Raw genomic sequence first — 16,535 nt, forward strand, 5'->3', positions numbered from 1 at the left:
AGCGGCGCGCCCGCGTCAGGCCGCCGGTTTCTCCCAGACGGACACGTGCCCGGTGCTCTCACCGGTGAACGGAGCCCGCGACCACCCCTCCCACCGGTCGCGCAGCCGCAGTCCGGCAAGGCGCGCCATCAGGTCGAGCTCGGCGGGCCAGACGTAGCGGAACGGGATGGACCAGTGCTCGGCCTTGCCGTCGTCGATGGTCACGTAGTGCGAACTCATCGCCTGGGTGGCGACATCGTACGTGTCGAAGGCCCACCCTTCGGCGTCGACGCGGAACGGCACGGCTGTCTGTCCGGGCGGCAGGCGGCGCAGGTCCGGCACCCCCACCTCGATCACGAGGGTGCCGCCGGGCCGCAGTTGGGCGGCGGCGTTGCGGAAGCAGTCGACCTGGGCGTTCTGGGTGGTCAGGTTGTTGATGGTGTTGAAGACGAGGTAGACGACCGCGAACGGGCCGCCCGGGGCCGTGGTCGTGGCGAAGTCGCCGATCGTCACGTCGACGGCGTCGCCACCCGGCTTCGCCCGCAGCCGGTCCGCCATGGCGCGGGACAGCTCGATGCCGTGCACCGGTGTCCCGCGGGCGGCCAGGGGCAGCGCGATCCGGCCGGTGCCGACGCCGAACTCCAGGGCCGGTCCCGCACCCGCAAGTCCGGCCAGTACGTCGACGACCGGGTCCACGGCCTCGGGCCTGAACATCGCGGCGGACGACTCGTCGTAGTCGGTGGCGATGTCTTCTCCGAAGTATCCGTCCTCATCTGGCATCCCAGGACGGTAGCGGCCGTGGCAGGAGCGGCGCACGGGATTTTCGTGGCGGCTCGGCGGCTTCTCGCGGCTCGCGCGGCTCCCCTCCGGACAGCGGCTCCCCTCCGGACAGCGGCGCCCCTCCGGACAGCGGCGCCCCAGCAGCCGAACCCGTCCCAAAAGGCTGTTGACTCCCCGGTGGCACCCGGCGGAAGGTACCGCTGACCGGCTTGTCATGTTCTTGTCCACACCCCCAAGGCAAGAGGTGAGCCTTGTTCCTCCGCCGCGCCAGTACCCGAATACACCGCGCAGGACCGCCAAGGGGCAGAACCCGCCGTGCGGCCGTCCTCACCGCGCTCCTGGGCCTGCTCCTCTCCCCGCTCGCCGTCGGACCCGCACGGGCGAACCCCGAGCCCGCAGGCGGGCCTCCGCTCGTCCAGCCGATCGACCCGCAGCGCTGGCAGAACCCCGACGACATGACCTGGGCCGACTATCGGTCCGTGCCCGGAACGGACTGGGCCGACCCCGGCCGGAAGCCGACCCAGCGCACCTTCAAGGGCGCCCTGGTCCTTCTCGACTACCCGGACGAGGAGTTCACGGTCAGCAAACCGGCAGGGTCGACCCTGTTCGGCAACCCGCAGACCGGCGCCGCGGGCATTCCGCGCGCGCAGGTGCCCGGTTTCTACCGCGACTTCCTCAACAAGCCGGGCGCGCTCAACCGCGGCCACACCATCAACGAGTACTGGATGGAGGACTCCGGGGGCCGCATCGGCGTCGACCTGACGGCCTTCGGCGTCTACCGCATGCCGCACAAGTCGTTCCAGTACGGCATCGAACCCCAGATGAACCCCGGCGCCTGCCCGCGGAACACCACCTGCGGCAAGAACATCCGCACCGACGGCAAGGCCGCGTGGATCGCGGACGTCGGCGAGGCCGAGACCGCCAAGTTCGACTTCGTCTTCTACCTCACCGCGGGGCAGGACGAGTCGTCCGTGTGGCAGGAGTTCGGCCAGATGAAGTTCGCGTCCCCGCGGGGCGTACCGGCGAAGTGGGGGCCGCCCGCCCCCATCTCCACCGGCGGCAACTCCGCAAGCACCCGCTACGTCCCGTGGACGTCCTGGGCGGCCGCGGCCCGTATCTGGCCCAACGCCTCCAACGGCTCCTCCACCCAGGCCGAGAGCTCCGGCATGGGCGTGTACGCCCATGAGCTCAGCCACATCATGGGCATCGGCGACAACTACAACAACCCCTACGGCAAGCCCCTGCGCCGCGCCTACACGGGCATCTGGAGCATGCTCTCGCGCGGCTCCTTCAACGGCCCCGGCGGCCCGCACACCCGCTGGCAGATCCCGGCCACCAACGGCGCGTCCATGGGCGCCCAGCACATCCTGCGGGACAAGCTCAAGCTCGGGATCGTCGACGAGAAGAACGTGCTCCGCCTCGACCGCGACGCGCTCGATGACTCCGGCACGGTCGTCGCCCGGGTCACCGCGCGCTCCGCACCGCCGGGCGCCAAGGAGCTCAGCGGCGTCAACATCGCCATGAACCGCGATCTGTCACCGGCCTGCAAGCCGGAGGCCGACCCGCTGTGCGACGGCGGCGGCTACGAGAACTACACCGTCGAGGTCGTCGACCGCATGGGCATGGACTCCTTCACGCCCGACCACGGCGTGCTCCTCAACAAGACCAAGAACGAGGACAGGGCCCCGTTCGCCTGGGTGATCGACTCCCACCCCGAGGACATCGACATGGTGGACTACACGCGCCCCGACGGCACCCCGCAGAAGATCACCATGGGCGACTACCGGCAGCTCAGCGACGCCCTGCTGCACGCGGGCGCCGACTCCGGCAGCGAGTACGAGTACGTCGACCGCGCCAACCGGCTGCACTTCTACGTACTGGACCTGCGGCGCGGCCGCGCCGGAGTCCTCTCGTACACCGTCGCGGTGAAGTCCCTCGACGGTGACGGCGAGCAGCGCCGCGGAGTCCAGTTGCGCCGCGGCCACGCCAAGGGCGACCCCGCCCGCCGGGCGGTGTGCTCCTTCGACCTGGCCAACACCGGGCGCGCCGGGCCCGGGCAGGCCGGGCACCCGGAGAACGTGGACCGCTACCTCGGCTCGGACGTCTACCGGCTCACCGCCACGTCGTACGGGCGCAACTGGTCGGCGTGGCTGCCCAACCGGCTCGCCACCGCCCGGGCCGGCGGCTCGGTCGAGGTCGACGTGGCCGTGAAGGCCGGGCCCAAGGCCGAGCGGCAGAACCGGGTCCTGCTCACCGCCCGCTCGGAGAGCGACCCCGGCAAGACCGCGACGGCCGTCTGCAAGGTGCGCAAGTCCGGCAAGCCGTAGCGGACACCTCGCGGACGCGTGGCCGTCGTCACTCCACGGACCCTGCTCCCCCCGGCCCCGTTGCTCCTAGGCTTACGCCTGGAAAGGTGGGAATGATGGACATACCAAACGTCGTCGGGGACTGGCAGGAGTACCAATCCGAGGAATGGGCGGGGTTGCGCGTCCGCGTGCACCATCTCCGCAGGGCCACACCGCGGCGCGGGCGCGACGAGGACGCCAAGGGCCTGACGTACGTGGCCTTCGACGTCACCTTCGACAACCGCGGCTCCACCTACTTCACCATCGACCTCTTCGACCACCCCCGCCACTACGACGTGCGGGTCGGGCGGGGCGGGTACGGCGCGTTCGTCGACGAGTTCGGCGCCTCCGTGATCCGGGACTACAACCTGTATCCCCAGCGCCGCGTGACGGCGACGCTCTATGCCGCGGCGCCCGCGGGGAAGCTCAAACAGCTCGACATCCAGATCAGCCCGCAGGTCCACGACGAACCGGCCTTCGGCTATGTGTGGAGCGGCGGTCTCGGCGTCCACGAGGCTTCCACCCGTACCGACGGGCGCGCGTCGTCGGCGAAGACCGGGGTCGCCAGCGAAGTGGAGCGATTCCTCCAGGACAGCTCGGGCGACTGAGTCCCGTACCCGGCGGGCAAACGGCCGGAGCCCGGTCGACCGAGGTCGACCGGGCTCCGGTGCGTCAGCGAGAGCTCGGGGGCGGTGCCCCCGGCCTCATGCGGTGTCGCTGCTCAGTTGCCCCAGGTGCCCTGGTTCACCGCGCAGTTCCAGCCGGAGCCGCGGACGCTGAACTTCACCTTGTACGAGCGGGTGTTCAGCAGACGCGACTCGACCCGGACGCCAAGGCTCGCCTTCTTCTTGAGCGTCTTGGTGTGGACGGAGACGGTCTTCGAGGTCTTGCGCGTGACCTTTCCGCCCTTCGCCTTCGCCGTGCCGAAGCGGACGTTCTTCACGTTGGTGACCGTGAAGGTGACCTTCTTGAAGCTCTTGTTGCTCTTGTTCTTCAGCCCGAAGTACAGCCCGTCGCCGGTCACCCAGCCGCCGGAGCCGATGTAGAACCTCGACGTGTAGATGATGTCGATCGGGCAGGCCGCGCTGCGCGGCGCGACCTTCGAAGCCGTCGCGGACGGCGTCGGCGTCGAAGCGGATGCGGAACCGGCCAGTCCAAGCTGGGTGGCGGTGAGCGCCCCGGCCGTGGCCAGGACTGCGGCGGTCGTACGCATGCGGTTCACTCGGTGATACCTCTCCCCCTGCGGCCCCCGGGTGGGGCCGAACTGACAGCACAATGCGGTGCGATTCCGCGGAACGACTCACGTCGCCGTGCGGCGCCCCGTATTCCTAGCACGAGAGCGACGCGGGGAAACAAATGAGCCATCAAGTCACGCGGCACTGTGACAGAAGCTGGACAATCGTAAATCATGCGGCGCGGTGCCGGGGTACGAGTTTTCCGCGCTGCGTCCGCGTCGGCGCAGCGCGGCATCGGCACTGCATCGGCGCTGCCTCGGCGCGGGATCGGCACCGCATCGGCACCGCATCGGCACTGCATCGGTGCGGCAATTCGAAGGTCATTCCGGTTCCGGTCCGCTCCTGTGAAGGCTGCGGCAGGCATGGCCTGTCTCAGCCGTCACGGGAGGCGCCGTGGCAGGTGCAATGGACGGGTGCGAGGAAAAGGACCCGTTCGTGCGGGCGCCCCCCGCGGCCCGCACCCGTCGGAAGGAGACGCACCTTGGCGGCGAACGATCACGACACGAGCGGCACACCGGTCCCCGGCCCGGACGAAGTCGGGGCGATGTACGACCAGTTCGGCGACCTGCTCGCGATGACCCTGGGCTCGGCGGCCGTGCACATCGGCATGCTGGTGCCGCACGGCGAGCGCACGCCCGTCACGACCCTCGTCGGTCTCGCCGACCTCGCCCAGGACCGGCAGACCGAGTTCCTCATCGACGCGCTCCATCCGAAGCCGGGGGCACACGTCCTGGACATCGGCTGCGGCACCGGCGGCCCCGCGCTGCGCCTGGCGGAACGCACCGGCACCCGGGTCTCCGGCATCACCGTCAGCAAGCGCCAGTTGGCCCAGTGCGAGGAGCGGCGCACCGGCCATCAGGCGGCGGGCCGCGTGGACTTCGCATACGGCAACGCCATGGCGCTCGGACACGCCGACGCGTCCTTCGACGCCGCCTGGTCGATCGACTGCCTTCCGCATCTGTCCGACCGGCCCCTGGCCCTGCGCGAGGCCCTGCGGGTGCTCAAGCCGGGCGGGCAGCTCCTGTGCACCGAGTTCACCCTGCGCGGCACCCCGACCGATACGGAGACCACGGCGTACCGGGAGCTGTGGGCCTCTCCGCCGCTGCGTTCCTTCACGACCCTCGTCGGTGATGTCGAGGGTGCCGGTTTCCAGGTCGTGCGCGTGCAGGACATGACCGCCAACGCGGTGCTCTCCTCGGAGCTGATGACGGCGCTGTACCAGGACCGGCGTGCGGAGATCGAGGCGCGCTACGGCAAGGAGCTACTGGCCCGCACCGATCCCCTGATGGGCCCCTACCGCTCGTTCTGCACGAACCATGTGGAGTACCACCTGATGCTGCTGCGCAAGCCCGGCGTGTAGCGGCACGTCCGCTCCGGCGGCGGGTCAGTCGCCGGCGTCCACCACCTCGTCGGGCGCCTCAAGGAGGACCTCGAACGTCTCGATGAGGCCGAGGAACGGTGCCATCCCCCACGCCCTCACCGCGAGGGCGGCCGCGAGGACCGCGGCGCCGTGGGCCCCCGACACGCCGTCCTGCCACCAGGTGCGCGCCGGTGTGCCGTCCCCGGCGGCCCAGGCGCGCACGGCTTCGGAGACGGCGAGTTCGTGGTGCGGCGGCCCGGCGGCGGCGAGCGTGGTGGCCGTGCGTGCCACGTCCGCCGGCGTGAGGGCGCGTGGCGCCGACATCACAATGCCGACGACGAGCCGCAGGATGTCCCCCGTGACGGACGGCAGCCGCCGGACCACCGCACGGCCCGCCCCTTCCAGGGCCGCGTCCACCGCGGCGGGTTCCGCACGCGCGTAGGCCGCCACGAGGGCGAGCCCGCGGCGCATCGCCTCACGGCCGTAAGCGTCCTCCGGCGCGGCTTCGCGCGGTCGGCGCGTCCCGGTTTCCTGTGGTGCCGCGCACGGGCCGAGTGGCGCCGAGTACATCGTCATGCCCCATCCCCTTTCGCAGGACGGTTCCGATCCTGCTACTTGAAGTGCACTTGAGGTCAAGTCGGCGCCCGTCCCTCGCTCGCGCCTCGCGAATCTCCAGCTTCCGTGAGGCAACCTGTTGAAATCCGGAGGGCTCTACCTCATCGGGTTACGGAATCGACGGGAGCGCACGGGATGAGCCCATACGGGACCAAGAAAACTGTTCCCCGGACCGCTCACCGGGCGCTGGCCACCTTGTGCCTCGTGGCCATGAGTACGGCCTGTGCCGGCTCAGCGTCCCATTCGGCGGCAGCCGCGAAGCCCGGAGCCGCCGGTGTCGGTGACCGCCTGTTCCCTACGCTGGGAAACGGCGGTTACGACGTCTCCCACTACGACCTCAGCGTCGACTACGTTCCCGAGAGCAACCGACTGAAAGGCACCGCGATCATCACCGCGCGCGCCACACAGGAACTCAGCAGGTTCAATCTCGATCTCGCCGGACTCACGGTGCGCACCGCCAGAGTGAACGGTACGGAAGCTCGCTTCACGCGCGAGAAGAACGAGCTGACCCTGACGCCGAAAGCAACGATCGAACGCGGCGAGACATTCAAGGCCGCTATTAGATACGACGGCATGCCCAAAATGATCGAGGGTCCTGACGGAGCGGTGGAGGGCTGGATCGAGACGGACGACGGCGCGACTGCCCTCGGCCAGCCGATCGGCTCCATGACCTGGTTCCCGGGTAATCATCACCCGTCCGACAAAGCCACGTACGACATCACGGTCAGTGTGCCCAAGGACGAGGACGGCGATCCCTACGACGCCGTCAGCAACGGGAAGTTGAAGACGGAGAAGGACTCGGGCCGGCGCTTCACCAGAAGATGGCAGACCGATGAGCCCATGGCGAGCTACGTAGCCAACATCACCGTCGGCTACTTCGAGACCCACACAAGCCGGACGCCCGATGGCCTGCCCGTCTACATCGCCGTCGATCCGGACGAGGCCAAGGACTCCAAAAAGGTCAAGGACATGGTCCCCGAGATCACCGCCTGGGCCAGTGAGCGCTTTGGTCCGTACCCCTTCTCGTCCGTCGGTGCCGTCGTGGACCACCTTCCCGACCTCGGGTACGCGTTGGAGACCCAGACCAAGCCCTACTTCGACTCGGCACCCGATGAATCCCTGATGGTCCATGAACTCGCGCACCAGTGGTTCGGCAACTCCGTGACTCCGCGCCAGTGGCGGGACATGTGGCTGAACGAGGGCTTCGCCACATACGCGGAATGGCTCTGGCAGGAGGACCACGGGGGCATGAGCGCCCAGGAGACCTTCGAGTCCTTCTACGCCGGCACCCACCCGGAGAGCGAAGGCATCTGGGACTTTCCTCCAGCCGATCCACCCACAGCCGGCAAAGTGTCCGACTCACCCGTCTATGGCCGAGGCGCCATGACCCTGCACAAACTGCGCGAGGCCGTCGGCGACAAGACGTTCTTCACCATGGTCAAACGCTGGACCGAGCAGCACCGTCACGGCCATGCGGACACCCGGCAATTCATCGACTTCTGCCAGAAGCACACCCGTAAAGACCTCTCGGAACTTTTCGAGGTGTGGCTTTACGAGCCGGGAAAACCGGCTGACGGCTGACGATAGGCGTGGCGCCGTCGGGCGTGGGGGTGCCGGACGGTGGCCCCTCGATGCCGCTGACCGGCTGGTCGACCACCGGCGGCGATCTGCGGATCCCCCACTTCTTCGGTATGCACGCACTGCAACTGCTCCCACTGGCGCTCATTCCGTGAGGCGCGACGCCTCGGTGTGCGCCCGCTGGTGACGGGGCCGCTGCTGGTCCTCGCGATCCTGCTCTCACCGTTCGCGTTGGCGCTGTTCCTGGTGGCGCGGGCGGGCCTCACCCGGCGAACCCGCAGACGTAGGGTGAACGGTTGTGGCTGACAAGTACGCCGACTGGAACGCGCTGGTCACCGACAGGGACCCGGACACCGGCGAGCTCGTCAACGTCGAGGGCCGGGACTGGTACGTCAAGCTCCGTCCCGGATCGGGGGTGTACCTGCTGCACATCGCGATCCACGGCGGCGCCATCGAGGCGCCGCCCGAGCAACTGGCCGACCACGCCTCTTCCGGCTGCCCGTTCTACACGTTCGCCGGGACGAAGAGCAGCGACAACGCGTCGCTGCACATCACGTCGACGCGTTTCGACGAGCCGCGGGCCGTAGATCTCGCGCGGCGAGCCACGCGCATCGTGTCGTGGCACGGCTCCGCCGGGGAGGCGGGCGAAGCCGTCACCTACGTCGGCGGCCTGGACTCGGAGCTGGGTTCACTGATCCGCGCCCGGCTGACCGAGGCCGGGTACCGGTGCGAGGACCCGCCGGGCGACCTGGGCGGCATGAGCCCGGGGAACATCTGCAACATCGGGCTGCGGTCCTGTGGTGTGCAGTTGGAGATCTCCCGCGCCCAGCGGCGGCAGTTCTTCACCCCCGACCTGCTGCGGTCGACGATCCAGGACCCGGCGAACCGGACTGCCGCCTTCTACGCGTACGTGGAAGCCGTCAGCCGCGGCATCGCCGACCTGCCATGCGACGTGTGACGACCCGAGCGGGATCGGCGAGCGCGTGTGCAGAAGGGATGCTCGTATCGCGTGGTCGGAACACGTGGTCGTATCGCGTGGTCAGAACCAGTGCAGGCAGTGCGGGGAGCGCTCGGCGCGGAACAGGGCGTCCGCGAGGGCGGCAGCGCCCGGGTGGTGGGCCCTGATGTGTCCGGCACGCACGAGCGTGCTCGGGGTGGTGCCGCCGAGGTAGACCGCGCCGAGGTCTCTGATGTCGAGGGACAGGTCGGGCTCCCGGTCCGTGGGGACGCAGTCGGCCTTGTGGTCCCGGACGGTCAGCAGATAGCGGCGGTGCTCGCCGAGGAACGGGTCGTCGACGTCGAGGACGAGCTCGCCGTCCATGAACCAGCCGCGCGCGGTCAGGGCTCGCGGGACGTCGAGGAGACGTACCCAGAGCCAGTCGGTGTCGCCGCTCACCTCGCCGGCGCGGAAGTCCGCGAGCTGCCAGCGCAGCGGGTGCCCGGGCGGTACGTGCTTGAACACGACCTGTGAGACCAGGTCGTGTTCGAGTACGAACCGGGCGAGCGCTGTGAAGACGGCGTCGTCCGTGGCGATGGTCTCGTCGACCGTCAGGGTCGCTGACTCGCCGATGGAGTAGCTGGCGTACCCGTCCGGCACGCCGTCGGCATCCCGGTGGACGGCGACATAACGCGGCGCCGACGAGACCGGCGGCTGCCCCGCGCCCAGGGCCCACCAGCGGTGCGGCCGGGACAGCGCGCCGGGTTGGGCGCGGCGATACCGGTCGTAGACCTCCTCCAGAATGTCCCCGCACTCGGCACGACGCAGCACCTCGATCGCACCGGTCTCCGGACCGGCCGCTGCTGCGGCGGCCGCTCCGCGCGCTCGGGGAACGGCGGGAGCGACCTTGTGGCGCGGCACCGTCAGCCGCGACGTGTAGGTCGCAGTGCCGTAGCCGAACCTGCCGTAGATCGGGGCCTCGGTGGCCAGCAGCACGGAGAGGAACTCCCCGCGGTCCCGCAGCTCGGCGAGCTGATGGCGCATCATCGCGCTGAGTACGCCCTGCCGCCGGTGCGAGGGCAGGACGCCGACGGCGGTCACTCCGGCGGCCGGGACGATGATCTCACCGGGCAGGGTGAGTTCGAAGGCGTGCGCGGCGGCGGTACCGACCGGTCGCCCGGCCGCCGTCAGAGCCAGCAGACAGCGTTCCGCTTCGAGCGCCAACCACCACGACCTGCCGCCCTCGCCCCAGGTTTCCGGGAAGCGCCCGAACGCCGCATGGACGGTGTCGACGAAGACGTCAAGGTCCCCACCCGCCGTGGAACGAATCTCCATTGCCGCCACTGCCTCCTCGAAATCCGGGCACCACGCTTCGTGGTGCCCGGCACCAGTGCAACGTCGACCCGGGGCCAGGGCAACCGAATTATGGCTCGCGTTCGTCTTGGGGCTGCGGATGGTATGCCTGGTTAGCCTGGTTAGGGTACGTGGGTACGCCCGCCGTCCCGCCTCCGGAGGCCCGCGCCCCGATGGATCCCGTACCGGTGGACCCGCTGATGCGCCGTCACCGCACCGCCCTGCGACTGTGCTTCGCGATACCCGGCCTGGCGCTCGCCACCTGGGTGACCCGCACCCCCGACGTCCGGGACCGCCTCGGCGCCTCCACTGCCGAGATGGGCCTGGTGCTCTTCGGCATGTCGATCGGCTCGATGCTCGGCATCCTGGTGGCCGCCGCCCTGGTGACGCGGTTCTCCACGCGCCCCGTCATCGTCGCCGGGATGTGCCTGGTGCTGGCCAGTGTGGGCATGACGGCCCTGGGTACGGCGGTGTCCTCGGCGCCGTCGGTGGCCTTCGGCCTGCTGCTCCTCGGCGCCGGTGTGGGCCTGTCGGAGGTTGCGAGCAACGTCGACGGTGCCGGCGTGGAGCGGGAACTCGGCCGGCCCGTGCTGCCCGCCCTGCACGGTTGCTACAGCCTCGGCACCGTGGTCGGAGCGGGCCTCGGGGTGGCCGGTGCCGCGGTCGGCTTCCCGGTGCCCTGGCACATGGCGCTCGTACTGCTCCTGGTGGGCGGTCTTTTCGCCGTCGCGGTGGCCGGACTGCGCCCCGGCACGGGCCGCCCACAGGACACGGCCCCGGCCCCCGGTGAGGAGGCCCCCGCCGGGGGCCGGGAGCGGCGGCTGTACCTCGACCCGCGGCTGCTGCTGATCGGCGGTGTCGTGTTCGGTATGACACTGGCCGAGGGCGCCGCCACCGACTGGCTGCCGCTGCTGATGGTCGACGGCCACGACATGCCATCCGGCCTCGGGTCGTCGGTGTACGCGGGCTTCGCCGCCGCCATGGCGGTCGGCCGTTTCGCCGGTGGTCCCGTGGTGGCCCGGGTCGGCCGGCCCGCGGTGCTCGGCGGCGGCGCGCTCCTGACGGCCGTCGGTATCGCCCTGGTGTCCTTCGTGGACTCCCCGGCAGCGGCCGGGTGCGCCGTGCTGCTCTGGGGGCTCGGCACCTCCCTCGGCTTCCCGCTGGCGCTCTCCGCCGCAGGCGAATCCGGCCGTGACACCACCGGCCGCGTCGCCCTCACCTCCCGGATCGGCTACGTCGCACTGCTGGCTGGACCACCGGCGCTGGGCCTCATCGGCGAACACCACGGGCTGCGCACCGCCATGGTCCCGGTCCTGCTGCTCGTACTCGTCGCCGCCGCGCTCTCACCCGCCACCGCCTCCCGGCCCCGGCACACCGGGACGGCTAGCGAGAGCCACGCCGTGCCGAGGCCCCGCCAGGACACCCGCGGCGCCCATCGCCCCGAGCCCACCGTGAGCGTCACGGACACCACAGAGGCTGACTGACCCCCATCCCGCCCCCTCACGGGGAGTTCCACCGTGACGCGGATCCCGCCGGCGGAGGAGTTCATCGACGGCGCGCCCGTGGCCCGGTGCCGTGTGCCCCGGGAGGACCAACGGTGAGTGCCCTCCGCTCCTGCCGGAATTCGCTGGGAGACATTGCGTAGGCGAGGCGGAAGGCGCGGGCGAAGTCCGCCTGGTGGCGGAAGCCCCACCGGGCGGCTGTCTCACCGATGCCGCGGTGGCCGAGCCTGAGGTCGGTGAGGTCGGCGCGACCGCGTTCCAGGCGGCGTCGACGGATCGTGGCGCTCACCGTCTCCGGATGCCCCTGGAAGAGCTGGTGCAGCAGCCGTACGGAGATGTGGTGGTGCGCCGCGACGGTCGTGGGGCCGAGATCGGGGTCGCAGAGGTTGTGCTCGATGAACGCCTGGATCCTGGCGCGCAGCGCCTGGCGGTGCGTCTCGGGCGGCACGACGGGCGGGCCTGACATCTGTCCGGCGAGAAAGGCGGTGGCCGGCGCGGCCGATCCCGGCGAGAAGGCGGCCGAGACGTGGACCTTCCAGCCCTGGGCCGGGAGGTGGACGCCGGGTGGCTGGTAGTACACCCAGGCGCGCTCGGCGATCCGCCGCCAGCCTGCCGGCGCCGCGGCCTCCCGCAGGGGCGGGAACAGAGCCTCGCGGCAGGGTTGCCGGAAACCTCGCGGGAACCTTGAATCCCCTGGCCGGGGCGTACTCACCCACCTGGGCGGGAGGTCGCCCCGGGCGCGGAGCGGCTGTCTCCCAGGTCGTGGTCGGGCTCCTGTACCGGCCCCGCGGGCTTACCAGCCGGGCGCAGAGCGGCCATCAGCACCGCCGCTCCAGCGAGTGCGACGAGCATGATCCAGACCGCGCCGACGTGCATGGCATGGACGAACGCCTCGTCGGCGGCGTGCGCGAGAGAGGGCCTTTCGGTCACGGTGGCGACATGCCGGGCCTGTTCGGCGGAGAGCCGCGCCCGGTCCTGCGCGGCCGCCGGCACCTCGCTCAGCGAGGGTTCGATCGCGTGCCGGTACGCGATCGACATGATCGTGCCGCCGACTGCGATCCCGATCACGCTGCCGGTCTGTCGCACGGTGTTGGTGACGGCCGAACCGGCACCGGCCCGCTCCAGCGGCAGGGTACTGATCAACGCTGCCGTCACCGGGCCGAGGACCATGCCGATGGCCAGGCCCTGGACCAGCAACAAGGCTTCGATCCAGAAAAGCGGGGTGTGCAGTCCGAAGAACCCGTACGCGCCCATGGTCAGCGCCGCCGCGGTGAACGCCGGTGTGCTGACGGCGCGCAGCGACCAGCGGCGGACCAGGCGCGCCCCGAGGGGCGCTCCCAGGATCGCACCGAGTGCGGTCGGGAGACTGGCCAGGCCCGCGTCCATCGGCGAGTAGCCCCGCGCACCCTGGAGATAGAACGCGTTGTAGAAGGTGACGGCGGCCGTGGCGAAGAGGAGCAGGCCCAGCGCCACGTTGCCGCCGCCGAACGTACGGTGCGCGAGCAGCCTGGGGTCGAAGCTTGGCATCTTGCTCCGCAGTTCGACGCATACGAAGGCGGCCAGCAGGACAAGGCCGACGGCGATCGGCACCCAGACATCCGTACGGCTCCAGGCGGCCACCTGCCCCGCCCGGATCAGCCCGTAGGCCAGCGCCGCGAGCCCGCTGATCGACAGCAGCATTCCGGCGGGGTCCAGCGGGCGCGGGGTGGGGCTGCGGAAATTCGGGACCAGCAAGGCCATCCCGGCCACCGCGAGCACCACGACCGGGACATTGACCAGAAAGACCGAGCCCCACCAGAAATGGTCGAGAAGCAGCCCGGCAAGGACCGGGCCCGCGGCCATTCCGGCACCGGCGGAAGTCGAGGAAATGGCGATGGCGGTCGCCCGCGCCGGACCGGTGAAGGTCCACATGAGGATGGCCAGATTGGCAGGCATGATCAGCGCGCTGCCCACTCCCATCGCCACGCGGGCGGCGATCAGTTGGCCCGGGTCGTTCGCGTACGCCGCCCATATCGAGGATCCGGCGAAGAACAGCAGTCCCGTGACGAGCACCGTCCGGTGACCGTAGCGGTCGCCCAGCGCCCCGGCGGTGAACATCAAAGTGGCGAAGGCCAGTGTGTACGCGCCGGTGGCCCACTGGAGTTCGGCCGGGTCGGCGTCCAGTCCACGGACGGGGTCCGCGAGGGTCTCAAGGGCGGTACTCAGGACGGTGTTGTCCAGCCAGATCAGCAGTGAGCACAGCATGAGAACGGCAAGAATCAACTGCTGCCTGGACTTCGGCAGCGTTGGCGACGTGGTCATGAATACCTTCGGATACGGTCGGTGAAAACCTGACGCGATGGGACCGTAGGCAATCGCCACGCCTCTGTCAATTCCCGAACGACCGTTTATGGATTGCTGTTTCCCCGCAACACAGGGGGCACGTACCACGCCGTCTGTCAATTGCCGAGCGACCATCAAGAGAAATGCTTTGCACAATTCGGCGGGGCATGAAGTCATCCCCTCTGTCAATTTCTGCTTTTGTTTACCTCGATGGTGGCGTGAACTTCCTTCCGATCGCCGCCGGATACGGCGGCGGCGGCCGTGCCGGTGGCGTCGACGGTGAGGGTTCCGAGGTCCATTCCGAGCAGCCGGGCGGCGGCGGGTGCGTAGTGCCGTCACAGAGTGCACTGCGCCATGTGTGGGCGCCTGATGCGATGAGAACGGCATGCGCGCTGTGAGCGGCTCCAACCCCAGCATTGGGGATGGCTCGCGGGGGCCGGGAGGGGTACTGACAGGCCGAGGGGTACTGACAGGCCGTCGTCCCCGCGCCCTGCGACGGCACCTGCCATGCTGAGCGAGCCCGGATCGATCCGCACTTCTTGGAGGTTGTGATGCGTGCAGGCGTCGTGATCAGCGCGCAGCCCGGTGTGGAGGAACTCGCCGTGCGGGCCGAGGAGTTGGGTCTGCACAGCTTCTGGGTCTACGACACCCCGATGGTCAACGGCGATCCCTTCGTCGCCTTGAGCCTGTGCGCGAAGGCCACGAGACGCATCAGGCTCGGCATCGGCGTGACCTCACCGGCGCTGCGCTCGGCACCGGCCACCGCGAGCGGGCTCGCCAGCCTCAACGCCCTGGCACCGGGCCGGATCATCTGCGGCGTCGGCACCGGGAACACCGCACGGCGCACCCTGGGCATGCCGCCGACCACGGTGGCCAGGCTGGAGAACTTCACCGCCGCGCTACAGGACCTGTGCGCCGGACGCTCGACCGAGTACCGCGAAGGTGACCGGGTCCGCGACATCCGGTTCCTGCACGCCGGAGCGCACGTGAACACCGCCGACCCGATCGAGTTCGTCGTGGCCGCGCTGCACGGACCGAAGGCCGCCGCCGTCGCAGGACGCCGCGGCACCGGCCTCATCTCCGTCGGCCTCCTCGACCCCACCGCGTGGCACGCGCTGCACGAGACCCGCCGCGATGCCGCCCAGGGCACATCCCGCGGCCCCGACTCCCCCACGGGCTCCCGGGCGGACTCGACGGACTCTCGGGCGGACTACGCGGGCTCCAAGGCGGACACCACGGACTCCCCGGTGAACTCCCCGGACTCCCGGGTGAACTCCCCGGACTCCCGGGTGAACTCCTATGTGGTCACCCCGCTCCACCTGCTCGACGAGCACGAGGACCCCCACGGTGTCGCGGCCCGGGACGCCACTGGCCACCTCGTCCTGTCGCTGCTGACCTTCGCCGCCGACACCGCCGCCGACACACCCGCCCTCGCCGAGCAACTCGCCCCCGAGGAACGCGAGGCGGTGCGGCGGCTCCTCGACCGGCGCGGCACCACCGCCACCGCGCCGGACCGGCACACCAAGCTCTACCCCAACTACCTCGAACGCGTCGCACCGCAGGACCGGGACCTGGTTCTGCCCTCGCTGATGGACACCCTGGCCCTGGTCGGCACCCGCGACGACCTCCTCGCCCGCATCACCACCCTGGAACAGGCCGGCGTCGACGAACTCCTCATCCAGCCGGTGATCGACCCACCCACCGAGATGGCCCGGCTCGCGAAACTCCTCACCTGAGCGGACCGCGGGAGCCGCGGGAGCCTGGTCCTGTTCCTGGTCCTGTTCTTGGTCCTGCCCGGCCGGGACCAGGCAGGACATGATTGACCCCATGGACGACCCACACCCCCTCCTTGCACTCTTTCTGCACGCCGCCGAGTCACGCTTCCCGCCCGCGGACGGCCGGGTGACGGTCCTTCCCCCACTGTCACCGGGGCTGGAGTGCTCAGTCGCCTTCACGGCGCACGCGGTCGTCGCCACCGCTCTGCCCGCTCCCGAGGTCCTCGCTCAAGGGCCCGACGGATACGGGGGCTCCATGGCACCCGACTTCCTGCGCTACCTCGCCGGCCGCGAAGGTACCGTCGGCACCACGGACGTCGTGCTCGTCGCGCGCGGCATATCGGCCCCTCCCTGCCTGTTCGAACGCTCGGACGTCGACAATCACCCGCGCGTCCGTCACGCCCGGGAGCTGCGCGAGAACGTGCGGGTTTTCGGGGACGCACGTGGTTTCGTCACCTTGGCCGACGGCCTCGCGGGACGCCGCGAGATCAGTATCGAACTCGAACACCCCGACGACGCCGGTACGGGGCACGGCCGGGCTCTGTTGCGTGACGCGCTCACCTCGGTCCCCGCGGGCGAGCCGGTGTTCGCCGCCGTCGCCCCGGGGAACGCCCGCTCCCTCCGGGCCTTTCTGGCCGCCGGTTTCGCACCACTGGGGAGCGAGGTCATCCTCCGCCCCCAGCGTCTCCGGCTCGGGGCGGAGAACGGCCCCGCCGCAAACGCGGCCGCTTCGCTGGGCTCCGTTTGACCTTGC

The 16,535-nt window shown here is 70.3% G+C and carries 15 protein-coding genes; 9 read left to right on the forward strand and 6 right to left on the reverse strand.

Going from position 1 to position 16,535, the window contains the following annotated elements; all coding sequences use genetic code 11:
• Positions 1 to 15: 15 nt before the first annotated feature.
• Positions 16 to 759, reverse strand: a complete 744-nt coding sequence (locus tag IG78_RS0100650; protein WP_030558884.1) for a class I SAM-dependent DNA methyltransferase — start codon at positions 757 to 759, stop codon at positions 16 to 18.
• A gap of 251 nt (positions 760 to 1,010) precedes the next feature.
• Here IG78_RS0100650 and IG78_RS0100655 point away from each other — a divergent pair, with 251 nt between their 5' ends.
• Both IG78_RS0100655 and IG78_RS0100660 read left to right on the forward strand, forming a co-directional pair.
• Positions 1,011 to 3,086 carry a M6 family metalloprotease domain-containing protein gene (locus tag IG78_RS0100655; RefSeq protein ID WP_225881884.1) on the forward strand — a complete coding sequence of 692 codons (2,076 nt, stop codon included), beginning with the start codon at positions 1,011 to 1,013 and terminating at the stop codon, positions 3,084 to 3,086.
• Between the two features lie 95 nt (positions 3,087 to 3,181).
• Positions 3,182 to 3,712 (forward strand): hypothetical protein, encoded by a 531-nt coding sequence (locus IG78_RS0100660; RefSeq protein WP_030558887.1) that lies wholly within the window; start codon positions 3,182 to 3,184, stop codon positions 3,710 to 3,712.
• A 113-nt stretch (positions 3,713 to 3,825) separates the two neighbouring features.
• Here the strand turns inward: IG78_RS0100660 and IG78_RS0100665 are convergent, their stop codons facing one another.
• Positions 3,826 to 4,317, reverse strand: a complete 492-nt coding sequence (locus IG78_RS0100665) for a hypothetical protein (RefSeq protein ID WP_225881885.1) — start codon at positions 4,315 to 4,317, stop codon at positions 3,826 to 3,828.
• 503 nt (positions 4,318 to 4,820) lie between these two features.
• Here IG78_RS0100665 and IG78_RS0100670 point away from each other — a divergent pair.
• On the forward strand, positions 4,821 to 5,699 hold the full coding sequence (locus IG78_RS0100670) for a class I SAM-dependent methyltransferase (RefSeq protein ID WP_030558890.1): 879 nt from the start codon (positions 4,821 to 4,823) through the stop codon (positions 5,697 to 5,699).
• Positions 5,700 to 5,723: 24 nt separating this feature from the next.
• Here the strand turns inward: IG78_RS0100670 and IG78_RS43750 are convergent, their stop codons facing one another.
• Complete coding sequence (locus tag IG78_RS43750; RefSeq protein WP_051915514.1) at positions 5,724 to 6,275, reverse strand: hypothetical protein; 552 nt, start codon at positions 6,273 to 6,275, stop codon at positions 5,724 to 5,726.
• Between the two features lie 243 nt (positions 6,276 to 6,518).
• Between IG78_RS43750 and IG78_RS0100680 the strand changes: the two genes are divergently transcribed.
• The 3 genes from IG78_RS0100680 (at position 6,519) to IG78_RS0100690 (ending at position 8,850) form a co-directional block, all read left to right on the forward strand.
• On the forward strand, positions 6,519 to 7,895 hold the full coding sequence (locus tag IG78_RS0100680; protein ID WP_249926073.1) for a M1 family metallopeptidase: 1,377 nt from the start codon (positions 6,519 to 6,521) through the stop codon (positions 7,893 to 7,895).
• Between the two features lie 8 nt (positions 7,896 to 7,903).
• Positions 7,904 to 8,047 carry a hypothetical protein gene (locus tag IG78_RS48990; RefSeq protein WP_157855731.1) on the forward strand — a complete coding sequence of 48 codons (144 nt, stop codon included), beginning with the start codon at positions 7,904 to 7,906 and terminating at the stop codon, positions 8,045 to 8,047.
• A 143-nt stretch (positions 8,048 to 8,190) separates the two neighbouring features.
• Positions 8,191 to 8,850, forward strand: coding sequence for a poly-gamma-glutamate hydrolase family protein (locus tag IG78_RS0100690; RefSeq protein WP_051852248.1), 660 nt, complete (start codon positions 8,191 to 8,193; stop codon positions 8,848 to 8,850).
• 81 nt (positions 8,851 to 8,931) lie between these two features.
• Here the strand turns inward: IG78_RS0100690 and IG78_RS0100695 are convergent, their stop codons facing one another.
• On the reverse strand, positions 8,932 to 10,164 hold the full coding sequence (locus IG78_RS0100695) for a GNAT family N-acetyltransferase (RefSeq protein WP_030558895.1): 1,233 nt from the start codon (positions 10,162 to 10,164) through the stop codon (positions 8,932 to 8,934).
• Between the two features lie 191 nt (positions 10,165 to 10,355).
• Between IG78_RS0100695 and IG78_RS0100700 the strand changes: the two genes are divergently transcribed.
• Positions 10,356 to 11,666: an MFS transporter gene (locus IG78_RS0100700; protein ID WP_051852249.1), complete on the forward strand. Its 1,311-nt coding sequence runs from the start codon at positions 10,356 to 10,358 to the stop codon at positions 11,664 to 11,666.
• A gap of 61 nt (positions 11,667 to 11,727) precedes the next feature.
• On the opposite strand, the gene IG78_RS47495 is transcribed toward IG78_RS0100700, so the two are convergent.
• Positions 11,728 to 12,396: a helix-turn-helix domain-containing protein gene (locus tag IG78_RS47495; RefSeq protein ID WP_455430819.1), complete on the reverse strand. Its 669-nt coding sequence runs from the start codon at positions 12,394 to 12,396 to the stop codon at positions 11,728 to 11,730.
• The gene (locus tag IG78_RS0100710; RefSeq protein ID WP_037684667.1) at positions 12,393 to 13,985 is read right to left on the reverse strand and encodes an MFS transporter; all 1,593 of its coding nucleotides are present in this window, start codon (positions 13,983 to 13,985) and stop codon (positions 12,393 to 12,395) included. Before IG78_RS0100710 ends, IG78_RS47495 begins: the two co-directional genes overlap by 4 nt.
• 572 nt (positions 13,986 to 14,557) lie before the next feature.
• Here IG78_RS0100710 and IG78_RS41470 point away from each other — a divergent pair.
• Positions 14,558 to 15,742 carry an LLM class flavin-dependent oxidoreductase gene (locus tag IG78_RS41470; RefSeq protein WP_037684670.1) on the forward strand — a complete coding sequence of 395 codons (1,185 nt, stop codon included), beginning with the start codon at positions 14,558 to 14,560 and terminating at the stop codon, positions 15,740 to 15,742.
• 91 nt (positions 15,743 to 15,833) lie between these two features.
• Entirely contained in the window at positions 15,834 to 16,529 is a 696-nt protein-coding gene (locus IG78_RS0100725; protein WP_051852251.1) for a hypothetical protein, read from the forward strand.
• The last annotated feature ends 6 nt before the right edge of the window (positions 16,530 to 16,535 follow it).

The organism is Streptomyces aureocirculatus (genome assembly GCF_000720475.1).
In the GTDB taxonomy this organism is placed as follows: domain Bacteria; phylum Actinomycetota; class Actinomycetes; order Streptomycetales; family Streptomycetaceae; genus Streptomyces; species Streptomyces aureocirculatus.